Source organism: Gluconobacter sp. (assembly GCF_047723935.1).
In the GTDB taxonomy this organism is placed as follows: domain Bacteria; phylum Pseudomonadota; class Alphaproteobacteria; order Acetobacterales; family Acetobacteraceae; genus Gluconobacter.
The window spans coordinates 1-13257 of sequence record NZ_JBDOBO010000061.1 but is presented as its reverse complement, the minus strand read 5'-3'; the positions used below and the strand labels follow the sequence as shown (position 1 = coordinate 13257).

The 13257-nt window shown below is 56.4% G+C and carries 10 protein-coding genes, 1 tRNA gene and 1 pseudogene; 7 read left to right on the top strand and 5 right to left on the bottom strand.

Annotation, left to right across the window (positions count from 1 at the left end; genetic code table 11):
* Positions 1-55 precede the first annotated feature (55 nt).
* Positions 56-1630 (top strand): annotated as a pseudogene (locus ABF979_RS13640) (TonB-dependent receptor domain-containing protein); the annotation flags it as partial.
* A 74-nt stretch (positions 1631-1704) separates the two neighbouring features.
* On the opposite strand, the gene ABF979_RS13635 reads toward ABF979_RS13640, so the two are convergent.
* A complete protein-coding gene (locus tag ABF979_RS13635; protein WP_415560413.1) occupies positions 1705-2865 on the bottom strand; it encodes an aldose epimerase family protein in 1161 nt (386 codons plus the stop codon).
* Between the two features lie 317 nt (positions 2866-3182).
* Here ABF979_RS13635 and ABF979_RS13630 point away from each other — a divergent pair, with 317 nt between their 5' ends.
* Both ABF979_RS13630 and ABF979_RS13625 read left to right on the top strand, forming a co-directional pair.
* The gene (locus tag ABF979_RS13630; protein WP_202207104.1) at positions 3183-3989 is read left to right on the top strand and encodes a VacJ family lipoprotein; all 807 of its coding nucleotides are present in this window, start codon (positions 3183-3185) and stop codon (positions 3987-3989) included.
* Between the two features lie 10 nt (positions 3990-3999).
* The gene (locus ABF979_RS13625) at positions 4000-4596 is read left to right on the top strand and encodes a phospholipid-binding protein MlaC (RefSeq protein WP_202207103.1); all 597 of its coding nucleotides are present in this window, start codon (positions 4000-4002) and stop codon (positions 4594-4596) included.
* An 82-nt stretch (positions 4597-4678) separates the two neighbouring features.
* On the opposite strand, the gene ABF979_RS13620 is transcribed toward ABF979_RS13625, so the two are convergent.
* From ABF979_RS13620 to ABF979_RS13605, 4 genes are all read right to left on the bottom strand, one after another.
* The gene (locus ABF979_RS13620; RefSeq protein WP_415560411.1) at positions 4679-5032 is read right to left on the bottom strand and encodes a pilus assembly protein N-terminal domain-containing protein; all 354 of its coding nucleotides are present in this window, start codon (positions 5030-5032) and stop codon (positions 4679-4681) included.
* Positions 5033-5120: 88 nt separating this feature from the next.
* Positions 5121-5618 carry a GNAT family N-acetyltransferase gene (locus ABF979_RS13615; protein WP_202207101.1) on the bottom strand — a complete coding sequence of 166 codons (498 nt, stop codon included), beginning with the start codon at positions 5616-5618 and terminating at the stop codon, positions 5121-5123.
* A 74-nt stretch (positions 5619-5692) separates the two neighbouring features.
* Entirely contained in the window at positions 5693-7372 is a 1680-nt protein-coding gene (ettA, locus tag ABF979_RS13610) for an energy-dependent translational throttle protein EttA (protein ID WP_086633470.1), read from the bottom strand.
* A gap of 76 nt (positions 7373-7448) precedes the next feature.
* Positions 7449-7522, bottom strand: a tRNA-Ile gene (locus tag ABF979_RS13605).
* 282 nt (positions 7523-7804) lie between these two features.
* On the opposite strand from ABF979_RS13605, the gene ABF979_RS13600 reads away from it, so the two are divergent.
* The 4 genes from ABF979_RS13600 (at position 7805) to ABF979_RS13585 (ending at position 12844) form a co-directional block, all read left to right on the top strand.
* Positions 7805-9880 (top strand): FUSC family protein, encoded by a 2076-nt coding sequence (locus ABF979_RS13600; RefSeq protein ID WP_415560408.1) that lies wholly within the window; start codon positions 7805-7807, stop codon positions 9878-9880.
* A 115-nt stretch (positions 9881-9995) separates the two neighbouring features.
* Positions 9996-10397, top strand: coding sequence for a hypothetical protein (locus ABF979_RS13595; protein WP_046900991.1), 402 nt, complete (start codon positions 9996-9998; stop codon positions 10395-10397).
* 203 nt (positions 10398-10600) lie between these two features.
* Positions 10601-11122: an inorganic diphosphatase gene (ppa, locus tag ABF979_RS13590; RefSeq protein WP_046900674.1), complete on the top strand. Its 522-nt coding sequence runs from the start codon at positions 10601-10603 to the stop codon at positions 11120-11122.
* 189 nt (positions 11123-11311) lie between these two features.
* Positions 11312-12844 carry a carbohydrate porin gene (locus ABF979_RS13585; protein ID WP_215750010.1) on the top strand — a complete coding sequence of 511 codons (1533 nt, stop codon included), beginning with the start codon at positions 11312-11314 and terminating at the stop codon, positions 12842-12844.
* Positions 12845-13257: the final 413 nt, after the last annotated feature.

The window sequence follows — 13257 nt, the reverse complement described above, 5'->3', positions numbered from 1 at the left end:
CCGGGTATAGCTTATCAAGCCCGCAAAACTGTCCGAACGGACGGGACCACCTCAGAACCAGGTCATGCAGCAGACGTCTGGCGTTGGTAACTACGCCAAGCTGCTGCAGACATACGGCCTGCAGCAGGACACCCCGGGTGATGCTGACAGTACGCTGAGCTACAATCCATCGGTTTGTAATGCTGCCGCCGGTTGCGTTCTGTCCAACCCGTTTGGCAAGCTTTCACCGGAAGCTGCAGCTTACTCCAACTACACGTCGCATGATCACTACTATTACCAGCTGCGTGACCTGAACCTGCGCATCAACAACAACCATGTTGTTCACATGCCATGGAATAACGGTGGCGACCTGGGTCTTGCGCTGGGTATGGAGCATCGTGGTGAACAGCTTGCCTATCACCCGGATCCACTGGTCGAAGCAGGTCAGACGCTGACGAACTCTGCGTCTTACACCGGCGGCGGCTTCAACGTTTCTGAAGGTTACATCGAAGGCAAGGCAACACTGCTGCACAACGCATTCCTCGCCAAAGATCTGACGATCGACGGTCAGGGACGGTACTCGGCCTACAATACGTTCGGTGGCACGAAGAACTGGAAGGTTTCCATCAACTGGGCACCGATTCAGGACATCCGCTTCCGCGCAACGCTCGGTACGTCTTATCGTCAGCCGAACGTTTATGAGCTGTATGGTGGTCAGTCTCTGGGATACGCCTCAGCGACCGATCCGTGTGATTCCGTACAGGCAGCATCCTACGGTGCGCAATCTCCTGTCGTAGCAGCCACTTGCGCACGTCAGGGCATCAACAGCAGCACGTTCGCGTCCAACTTCTCCGGACAGTCTCCAACGTTGTATGGCGGCAACTCCAAGCTGCGCCCTGAGACGGGCCGGACCTACACGATCGGTACGGTGATCACGCCGCGCTGGATCCCGGGTCTGTCTGCTTCCGTGGAATACTGGCACTACACGCTCAAGAACATGATCACGTACCTGAGCAGCCAGTACATCATGGATCAGTGCTATACGGGCACGAATACGTCTTACTGTGATCGTATTACCCGCGTTGCAAGCACCGGGCAGCTGAATGCTGTAACGTCCATGTATGACAACATTGGCGGCCTGAAGACGAGCGGTATCGATTTCGACCTCGACTACCGTATCCGTGTCACGCAGCATGATGTCCTGACGCTGTCCAACAACTTCCAGCAACTCGTCAGCTATCTGCAGCAGAACGAGGCTGGTGGTCAGTGGTACAACTATGCTGGTCGCATGATGTATCAAAGCGGCAGCGGCAACCCGCGCGTTCGTGACTATGCAACGGTTGGCTGGCAGCACGGTGCGTTCGGCGTGACGTACATGATGCAGTACATGGGCGGCATGGTCTGGAACGACGGCACGACAGATCTGAAGCGTGCCAACGGTTACGGCCGTACCAGCACCCCAGGCATCTTCTCACATGATGTGACGGTGTCCTATCGCTGGAAGAGTTGGAACTTCGAAGGTGGTGTGAACAACCTTCTCGACAAGAAGCCGCCGTTTGTTGCCAGCGCAACGGACAACAGTGCAGCTGCGCTGTATGGCAACCTCTACATGGGACGTTACGTCTTCCTGCAGGCAGGCGTGAACTTCTGACCCTGATCACTTGATCAGCAAAAAAGGGCGGTCCGAAAGGGCCGCCCTTTTTTGTTATTGATACGCCCTGAAACTTACTGATTCGAGAACTTGAACGTCGTCGTATAGTCGAATGTCTGACCCGGCTTCAGTTCCGTCGTCGGAAAGGACGGATGGTTCGGACTGTCTGGATAGTGCTCGGCTTCAAAGGCGATAGCGTCTGTCTGGCGATAAGCATGGCCGGAAATCCCTGCATACCCACCGTCCAGTGAGTTGGACGTATAAACCTGTAGCCCTGGCTGGTTGGTCAGAACTTCCATGCTGCGGCCCGAGCGTGGGTCATAGACTTTTCCAGCCAGACGCGGAGCCTGTCCGTATGCTCCGTTAACGACCCAGTTCATGTCGTAACCACGTGCATACATCATCTGGATGTCATTGCTGCGGAGGCGTGCGCCCACTTCAGTTGGCTTGCTGAAGTCGAGTGGAGTGCCTGCAACGGGTGCGAGCTGGCCCGTCGGGATCGAGGTGCTATCGGTCGGGGTATAGCTGTCTGCGTTGATCTGAAGGATTTCCGGCTCGATGCTGCCAGAGCCTTCGCCATTCAGATTCCAGTAGCTGTGATTCGTCAGGTTCAGAACCGTCGGCGCATCGGTTGTCGCCACATAATGCAGCGACAGCGCATTGTCGTTCCCCAGCGTGTAGGTCACGTGCGTCGTCAATGTTCCGGGGAAGCCCTGGTCACCGTTCGGACTGACCAGCTTCAGCGTCACATAGGAACCGCTTGCAGAGATGCCTGTCTTTTCAAGCGTCCAGACGTTCTTGTCGAACCCCTTTTTGCCACCATGCAGAGCGTTCGGGGCAGCCGTAATGTCCGTGTGGTAGATTTTCCCATCTACCGGGAAGCTGCCGCCTGCGAGACGGTTTGCGTAACGGCCAATAATCGCTCCGAAGAACAAACCACCTTTGGCGCTATCGACGGTGTATCCTTTGAGATCACCAAACCCGAGGACGATGTCCTGCGGGTGGCCATTACGGTCCGGCGTCTCAACAGATTGAATAATGCCGCCATAGGTAATGACGCGTACCGTCACGTTATGGTCATTCTTTAGGGTGATGATACGGACAGGCTTCCCATCGGGCGTGTTACCCCATGGCTGAGAGAGTGCTGTTGGACGCGCCTGAGCAGCCCCAAGAGACAGGCCAACTAGGGCCACGGTGGCAAAAAGTGGTGCTTTGCAGGCAGAAAATCTGGACACTGGAAAATTCCCTGGTGTTGAGTTGCCGCCACACTGCTCTCAAAATATTTCAGCCGTCAAAGTCGCCGGAGTGTCCTTTTGACGTCTGGATCGTTAAAGGATCTCGTCCCTTCCCTGTGTCGTAATTTGGATACATAGAGGGGTGCAGCTTGGCACAGTATAGGCTATGACTACGGCCTTCCGCAGTTTTCCGCGACGGACGGCTCATGGCTCCGCCGGCGGCACACCAATTGAATGGGAACGGATTTCGAAAATTTCCGTTTTCAGATGAAGTCTTTGTGAGCACGCCCGCGGAGTGGGGTTTTTGAGGAATGGTTATGGACTCTCGGCAGGACAGAATCGGTATCAGGGCGACGCGCTCGCGTCGTGGCAGAGCCATTGCAGGCGTTTTGGCACTGCTGACGCTGGGGGCCTGTGGCTCCCTGCATAATCCCCCGCCGAAAGATCCGGACGACCTTGCTGATTACAAGGCTGCCAACGATCCGTACGAGCCGCTGAACCGGAAAATGTATAACGTCCAGATGTGGGCTTATCACGTGGCTTTGCGCCCCGTGGCCAAAGCCTGGATCTGGGCTGTTCCGAAGCCGGTGCGGCATAGTATTTCCAACATCAATGAAACCTGGCGTGAGCCTGCGGTGTTCTTCTCTGATGTAGGGGCTGGAAAGCCTCGTCGTGCGGGTGATTCGTTCATGCGCTTCACGATCAACATGAGTGCGGGAGTGGCCGGTTTCTTCGATGTTGCCAGTCTGGTCGGGTACAAACAGCATGAGACTGACCCGGGGATGACCATGGGAACATGGGGCGTAAAGAGCGGCCCATACCTCTTCATTCCGTTCGTTGGTCCCAGCAACTTCCGCGATGGCGCAGGCTATGCGATTGGTCAGGCTCTCACCCCGATCAATTATGTGCCAAGAGGTTATGGCCTGCTGACATTCAACTGGGCCTACAATATTCTTGGAACGGTTGATGGCTTTGCCAACAGTGTGGATCAGATCGATCATCTGGAGCAGGACAGCCTTGATCCGTACTCCTACGTCCGTAGTGCCTGGCAGCAGAACCGCCAGAGCCAGATTGACGCTATGACGAACGATCACCGCGCCACCACCCCAGACTGGTACAACTGAGGACAAACGCATGCTTAAAGCCTTTTCGCGCCGGGCCCTTCTTGGTGCTTTTGCTGCAGCCCTCACTTTCGGGGCTGGCGTCGCTCATGCCAATCCGGCAACAGATTTCGTGAATTCCTTTGGTGGCCAGCTGGTCAGCATCGTTAATTCCGGCAAGCCACTGGGTGAAAAGAAGCGCGAAGTCCTTCCGCTTCTTCAGTCCAATGTGGATATTCAGGGCATTGCCCGCTACTGCCTCGGCCGCTACTGGCGCACCGCCACCCCGGCTCAGCAGCAGAAGTACCTGCAGCTTTTCGATCAGGTTCTGGTCAACACGATCACGGACCAGATCGGTAACTACCAGGGCGTGAGCTTCCGTGTGACCGGCACAAGCCCGACACCGGATGGCGAACGCGTCAACGCGCTGATTGACCGTCCGGGCCAGCCAGAAGTCAACATGCAGCTCATCATCGGTGGGAACCCGCCGAAGGTGGTGGATATGTATGGTGAAGGTGCCAGCCTGCGCATGAATCAGCGCGGCGATTACAGCTCCTATCTGGCCCGTCATGGCGGCGATGTTGGTGCACTCAACGCAGCTCTGGAGCGTCAGCTCAGCAATCATCACTGATTGCCATTCTCTCGAGCATGACGATTTGAAAAAGGCCTCCGTAACGGGAGGCCTTTTTTGTGCTTTGTCTTACCAGCGAGTTTTATCGGGCAGGCCGCTGCACAGTGACATGGAAACGATAGATTGTGTCTTTACCCGTAAATAGTACGTCTGTTTGCCCCTCATGGTGAGCCAGAATTTCTGCGACCTTCTGGGACACGAGATTCACATGCACAACATCCGGCAAGCTGATGGATGCCGTCTGCAGGTTCGGGGGGAGCGCTACGATCTCGGTGCCTCCCACGGCTAAAACCAGCGTACGATCAATAATGTGCATGCCACCCACGACCGATTCAGGGGCCTTGGGGGCGTCAGCCCGTGCGCTCGGCAAGACAGCCAGCCCCATGATGACGGCAGAAAACGCCGCTTTTCCAATGTTTTTCAGAAAATCAACCACACTTTATTCCTTAGGGAAAAATTACCGTATGGCTTCAATCAGTAATACCTGACGCGGCAGGAAACAAACGCTCAGTACCCCCGGCGTATCAGGCAGGAGTAATCTCGTAGAGAAACATCGTATTACCATCACGCGTGAAGGTATCAACATGCCGCATGCCGATACTGCCGAGTACGACGCGAGAGGCCAAATTATCTTCCCGAGCCACAGCTACAATCCGTGGTTCCCCTTCATCCAGAACATACCGGATGGCAGCAGCAGCAGCTTCACGGGCAATGCCCCGGCCAGTAGCCCATGGGAAAATTGAAAATCTCAGTCCGATACCGCGCCCATCAGGGCGTTCGTGAACGCCTGTTATTCCAACGAAACGCCCATTTTCACGAATAGCAAAGATACCGATGCGGCGCCTGGCCCAGAACGCAACGTCCTCGGCCATTTCCTTTTCTGTATCGAAGCGGCTTCGCACACCGCCAAGCATCTGCCCAAAGGCACCGGCATCAGCCTTGAGGGCAATCATGTCCTCCAGATCCGGCCAATTGACCGGAGTGAGAACCAGACGTGCAGTGCGGAGTTCACGCCCTAACAAGCGGGCCTCCTCAAACCGTCAGAAACCGGGACAGGTGATCCTGTCCCGGTGACGTGCAGAAGGAACGGTCCGTCTTAGCGGGCCAGCGGGCGATATTTGATACGGCTCGGCTCAGTCGCATCCGGACCAAGGCGACGTCGCTTGTCTTCTTCGTAGTCCTGGAAGTTGCCTTCGAACCACTCGACATGGCTGTCGCCTTCGAAAGCCAGAATATGCGTGGCCAGACGGTCAAGGAACCAGCGATCATGGGAGATGACCACAGCACAGCCAGCGAAGTCTGCCAAAGCATCTTCGAGGGCACGCAGCGTATCAACGTCAAGATCGTTGGTCGGCTCATCGAGCAGCAGAACGTTGCTGTCTTCCTTGAGCATCTTGGCAAGATGAACGCGGTTACGCTCACCACCCGACAAGATGCCGACGCGCTTCTGCTGGTCAGAGCCCTTGAAGTTGAACGCTCCGACATAGGCGCGGGACGGAACCGTCCGCTTGCCAAGCTGAATGACGTCCGTACCGCCGGAAATTTCTTCCCAGACCGTCTTGTTGCCATCCAGCGTATCGCGGGACTGATCAACATACCCGAGCTTCACCGTCTCGCCGACCTTCAGAGAGCCACCATCCGGCGTGTCCTGACCTGTGATCATCTTGAACAGCGTGGACTTACCCGCACCGTTCGGACCGATCACACCCACGATGCCACCAGGCGGGAGCTTGAAGTTCAGGCCATCGATCAGCAGACGATCGCCAAAGCCCTTTGTCAGGTTCTCGGCTTCGATCACCGTACCGCCAAGGCGTGGGCCCGGCGTAATGACGATATCGGCAGTACCACCAACCTTCTCGGAGTTAGCTGCCAGCATTTCTTCGTACTTGGTGATACGAGCCTGGCTCTTGGCCTGACGGGCCTTCGGCGAGCTGTTGATCCAGTCCTGCTCGGCAGCAAGAGCGCGCTGGCGGGAGCTTTCTTCCTTCTCCTCCTGGGCCAGACGCTTGCGCTTCTGGGTCAGCCAGGACGAGTAGTTGCCTTCGAACGGATAGCCACGGCCACGCTCGAGCTCCAGAATCCAGTTCGTGACGTTATCAAGGAAGTAACGGTCATGGGTAATGACCATGACGGTGCCCTGATAGTCACGCAGCGTCTTTTCGAGCCAGCTGACGCTCTCGGCATCAAGATGGTTGGTTGGCTCATCGAGCAGCAGAATGTCAGGCTTTTCGAGCAGCAGGCGGCACAGCGCAACGCGGCGGCGCTCACCACCGGAAAGCTTGTCGACCGGGCTGTCTGCTGGCGGGCAACGCAGCGCGTCGAGAGCGATCTCCAGCTTCCGATCCAGCTCCCAGCCGTCACCGGCATCGATGATTTCCTGCAGTTCAGCCTGTTCCGAGAGAAGATTGGTCATCTCCTCATCGGACATGGGCTCAGCGAACAGCATGGAAATTTCGTTGAAGCGATCGAGTGCGCGCTTGAGTTCACCAAAACCGAGAGCGACGTTCTCACCAACCGTCAGCTTTTCATCAAGCTGCGGCTCCTGCTCGAGGTAGCCGATCTTGACGCCATCGGCCGCCCAGGCTTCACCGCCGAATTCCTTGTCGATCCCGGCCATCACCTTGAGCAGCGTGGACTTACCCGCGCCGTTGACGCCGAGAACACCGATCTTCACACCGGGCAGGAAGGAAAGGGTGATGCCCTTAAAGACCTCACGTCCACCCGGATAGGCCTTCGTAAGATCCTTCATGACGTAGACGTACTGGTAGGCGGCCATGATGAGGTCTCCTGTTCGGTGGTGGAGTGCGGAATGAGCGGCGGCAGACAGGCTCGCCAGACAAAATAGAACACCGTGCGCCCGGAGGGACTCGAACCCCCAACCAAGCCGTTATGAGCGGCCGGCTCTAACCAATTGAGCTACAGGCGCGCGGTAGCTGCACGAAATCGCTCACCTGACGCATTTTTGCAAGGGCTGACATGGTGAAATGTCTTTTTTTGCATTATGTGTCAAAACGCCTCCCGTCCCCGACTGGCCTCAGAAGGCCATTGCCGCCGTTTCGAGAAGGCACCTACCGGTTTTCATTATTCTGGGGGAAGACGTGGCTGGACGCTCATTGGAACACATTACAACGCCGCACATTCGGTGATGCAGGCAAGCGCGACAGCTTTTCTGCAAAAATTCCGCTGGCTCTACAGCCCGGACCCGGTCATGGCCGGCTACGCTCTCCGAACTACTCTGACGTCCCTGCTCGCGCTGGGGATTGCCCTGAAGATGGAGCTTGGTAGCCCTCAATGGGCAGCCCTGACCGTCTGGATGGTCGCGCAGGGCACACGTGGGCGCAGTCTGGCAAAGGCGAAGTGGCATCTGTTCGGCATGGTTCTGGGGGTGATCTGCGGCGTGATCCTGGTCGCAGTCTGCCCTCAGGCACCCTTGATGTTCATTCTGCTTCTGGCAGCAGGCATCGGGCTGTTCTGCCTGATTGGCACGTTCATGCCGGGGCCGGCTTCCATGACCAACTACCGTATTCACGGTATGCGGGCGACGGGCTTCACCTACGCCATTGTCTCCCTCGATGGGATCGCGGACCCACACCACATTTTCGAAATTGCCAGTTCGCGCGCGACATACATTGTGCTGGGCATTGTTCTGGAAGCATCAATTTCCGGGCTGTTCCAGCTCGGCCTCACGAAACGAACGCGCCAACAACTCACCAGCACATTTGAAGACACTCTAAAGCCAGCACTTTCCACCATCGCAGACATTCTTGCGGGGAAAACCGATGCTCTAGAGACCATGCAATCTGTCTTCACCCGGATCACCACTTTGGGGGATCAGGTCGAATTCGCTGAGGTCGAGCTGGGACGACAGGATCATGCGGGCGATCATACGCGAGCCGCGCTGGCCAACATCGCTGTTCTCCTGGCGCGGGCCATGGACCTTGCCACGCTGATGCGTCTTCCCCTCAGTCAGGATGACGCGTTCCTCGAACAGGCCAAAACGATCCAGCACGTGTTTCTCGCCTTGCCCGCGAGGCTGGAAAGCACCGAGAGCATGGACGCAATTTTAAGCGACCTGCGAGATATCAGGCGGGACTGTCGGCGTCGGGTCGTAGAAGACTTCGATACCGTTTTACCCAACGCGGACGACCGTGCCGCCATGCTTCGCCATGGCATGTTGCAGCAGTCTCTGGTGGAACTGATTGATGCCCTGAGAATGGCCCTGCGGCAGTTCGAAGCCAGCCGCAATCCTCAGCCTCACGATCATTTCCATGAGCCCATCCGCTCCTACCGTGACTGGCGGCAGGCCATCGTTAACAGCCTCCGCTCATCGGTGACCGTCTTCGGGGCGGGCGTAATCTGGATTGCAACAGCGTGGCCCAGCGGCCTGACATTTATCATGTTTGTCGCGATTGCATGCAGCCTGTTCTCTACGCTGGAGCGCCCGGCCCTTGCGACACAGGCCTTTTTGCATGGCGCCTGCTGCGCTGTTTTGGCTGGCGGCGTGCTCGATCTGCTTTTACTGGGAAAACCCACAACATTCGAAATGCTCGGAATGTGGTCTGGCGTTGCCATGATGCTGGGCGGGCTGGCCTTCGCCTATCCGCCACTGACGCTTCCGGCCGTCTCTTACAACCTGTTCCTGCCGATCCTTCTAGGCCCTTCCAATCAGGGCCGAACGGATGAAATCGTCTATTTCAATACGGCCATGCCACTCGTTCTGGGCCTGCTCTACACATCATGGATGTACCGCGTTTTCCTGCCTTATGACCCAGCGCACCAACGCTGGACCATGCGCGAACACATCCTTCAGGACCTGCATCACATTGCAGAAGGCAAAACGAACGCCACACTTGATACAGTGGTCTCACGCAACGTGGATCGCTTCGTCCGGCTGATGACCAATTCGGGGAATACGCCGTCTCCTGTGGTTCACGCCTATCTGGCGGGCATTCTTTCCGCGATGCGTGTCATGCTGAACCTGCTTCGACTGCGCGCCATAGAACATGATGCGTCTCTCAACCCCCGTGCACATCAGGCGCTGAAACTGGTGCTGGCCCGGATGAGTCATTTCAGTGGTCGTTATCATGGACATTACGGACGGACGCTCCGCGCCACCCTCCTCGCCATTCAAAGACTGCGAGACTGTGAAACAACCGAATCGCGCCCCCGCCAGCGCTTCGTGTTGATTGCCGCCCTCACCGCTCTGGACGTCATTGCGACGGAACTGGACACCAACAAGATATTCTTTGACACAAAAAGCCCCTATCTCGACCCGCCGGTTTGAGTGCTCACGAAGAAATGTTCTGAAATAGACTTTTCTTTTCACGAAAAGGGGGGAAATGTTCCGTTTCAACCGCGGAGTGCCGCGGGAAGACAGGGTCTTCAGAAAGGATACCGTCATGTTTCGTCGTATCGTGCCCGCTCTCGGCCTAGCTCTTGGCCTCGGCGTGATGTCCACGGCTGCTATGGCCCAGGAACAGTCGCCACCGCCTCCTGCTGCCGTTCAGGGCACGCCTGGCAAAGATTTCACGGGCGTCTCTCCTGCCAATCTTGCAGGAATCATGAACTACTGCGTCGAACTGCAGTATCTCTCTTATGATGAAGGCAACCCGGCTCTTTACGGCCTGAGCGAAAAATACAAGGCCACCGAACAGACGGTTGGCAATGAAGACTATGCTCTTGGCACCGCTGGCTTCTTCAACAGCAACGGCAAGCGCTATTATCTGGTGGCCTACACCAACGAAGATGACCGTCGCGCAGCCTGCCACAATGCTTTGAAGGCCGCACAGCCGCTTCTCTGACCCTGACTTTCCGAGTTTATCGGCTTCTACGAACGCTCCGGCCCTGTGCTGGAGCGTTTTGCGTTTCTGGCGATCTGTCGAGCGCTCTCAACCCCACGACCGGCACACCAGTTCCCTATCATGTTTTTGCTTCCGCTCTGGGCAGAAAGGCGCAGGACAGCTAAGGTTCCGCCGTCTTAAAACCAGTTCAGGACGTGAACATCATGGACGTTTCCAAGATCTCGCCCGGCAAAGACGTGCCGAACGACATTAATGTAGTTATCGAGATCCCGCAGGGCTCTCAGGTCAAGTACGAAGTGGACAAGGATAGCGGCGCGATCTTCGTGGACCGTTTCCTGTTCACGCCGATGGCCTATCCGGCAGCTTACGGCTTCATTCCTGGCACCCTCGCTGCTGACGGTGATCCGGCTGATGCCCTCGTTCTGGCTCCGGCAGCCGTCGTTCCTGGTGCGGTGATCCGTGCACGTCCGATCGGCATGCTGAAGATGGAAGATGAGAGCGGCCAGGATGAGAAAATCATCTGCGTCCCGCACGACAAGATCCACCCGCAGTTCACGGACGTGAAGTCCATCGACGACCTGCCAGAGATCACACGCAAGGCGATTGAGCACTTTTTTGAGCGCTACAAGGATCTTGAACCCAACAAATGGGTTAAGGTAACAGGCTGGGCTGGCAAGGAAGAGGCTGGTAAAGTCATCGAGGCAGCACTCGCAGCAGCCAAATAATACGATGTTGTGATCCGTTTTATACGGATTATAGTTTACATCGCTTGGTATAGGCTTTGTTTTTTCCTAAGAAATGAAGCCTATATCATATGAGCGTGATATTTTCGAAATTTATCTCATAATCTCTGTTCTTCATCCCGGAAAAAGTGTTACGAAGATCTCGCAACCTGATACCCGAGGATAAGAGACTTGTCTCGCCTGCATCTCTATGCCGCAGCCTGTGCGGTTTGTTTTACGCCCGCCATCGCCGCCGCTGAAGGCGCGACCAAGGCTTCCGCACCTGTCACGACCGTCGTTCAGTCAAAGGCTGGCGACAAGGTTACGACCGTGCGCGTTCTCGCGCCCATCACGGTTATGGACTGGCCAGACCAGAACTCGGAAAACCCGAGTGTTCGCGTTAACACCCCGCTTACAATCATGTCGTTCGACAAGGAGCAGGTGCCACCGCTTCCCAAGCCTGAGGCATTGTTGACCAACCCGTTCGGCTGGAACAAATGGCTTCGTGACCGCGGTATTGCGATCATGATGGACAACACCAACGAATACACGGGCGCCATCACCAAGCCGACACCAGGTTACGGGCTTCGTCAGGGTAGCAGCAACGCAGGCCAGTACAGCCTTGAGAACGATATCGACTGGGAAAAGCTTGCTGGTATCCGCGGCTTCTCAACCCATGCCGTTGTTGTCGGTCGTTACGGTATTCCGGCAAGTCGCATGTTTGGTGACAACCTGAACCCCAGCTCCGAAATTTACGGTGCAGGCGGCAACGTGGTGGTGCACCTTGTCTATGCCTATGGTGAAGAAACGCTTGCAAATGGTCATTTTGACGTCGCTGCCGGACGTATTCCGTTCCTGAACGACTTCTCCGCCAACCCGCTGTACTGCAACTTCCAGAACAATGCCTTCTGCGGTAACCCGAAGGCATCGTCTGATAATACCACCCATTCGTCCTACCCTGATGCAGTGTGGGCAGCCCGTATCCGCGTCCGCCCGACAAAAAGCACATACATCCAGACCGGCGTGTATTTCGCGCAGGCAGGCATTTACAACAACGTTCAGTACCGGACGGGCTTTAAGTTCAACGGTGCGGACATCAATGGTGAAGCCGTGCCAGTGGAAGCTGGCTGGGAGCCACTGGTGGGTAAGGATCACCTGCCAGGCCACTACAAGGTCGGCTACGCCATCGACAATGCGCCTCACAAAGACAACTACTATGATGTCAACGGGAACCCGTATGTCATCACGGGCCAGACCCAGCGTACGGTCAATTATTCCTGGGCAGCCTGGTTCCTGGCGGACCAAATGGTCTGGCGCCACCATACGCCCGGAAACCCGGACGCTGGCCTTGTCGTACTGGGCGGCTTCTATGCCAACAGCCCCCGCACCCAGACGCGTGCCCAGCAGTATGAAATCGGGTTTGTGGACAGCGGATTCTGGAAGGCTCGGCCACTGGACGGCATCGGTGTGAACTTCACCTATGTTCGTGTTGCAGGCAGCGTTTCCGACACCCAGCGCCTACAGCTTGCTCGTGGGATGTCGCTTATGAATGGCTCTTACGGGATTCAGAGCTACGGCGAAGTGCTCGAAGCGAACTACCGTATCCATGTGATGCGCGGCGTGACCTTTGCACCGGACTTCCAGTACTACTTCCGTCCCGGTGGTCAGGCTGCACTGCACAACGCAGCAATGCTGGGCTTCAAGAGCCACATCCAGTTCTTCTAAGCCTACACGGCGGCCAGTAGATTGTTCTAACTGGCCGCTTTTTATTTTCAGGTGTAACGGCCAGGCAGCATTGGCGCGACAAAGGGCACGTCTAGTTGTTCAGGTGATGGCCAACGCAGTGGCTTGTGGCCAATCTCCGCTCGCGCGGTCATTCCCAAAATAAACAGCTCTTTCGTGCCTCAGAAAGCTGACGAAGAGCCACTTACGCCCACCTCTTAAGCGTAGAACGGCTTTCCAAATCCAAGATTAATGCAGTTCGCGGGCAAGCTGGATCAGGGCTGAACGACAGCCTGACCGTCGCTGCACTTTCTACGACCGCGCAGTTTTCTCGTAACGGGACACCATCTTGTGGCAACGAAAGCCAGAAACGAAAAAAGACGCCCTAAGGCGTCTTTTTCAAACTGGAGCGGGTG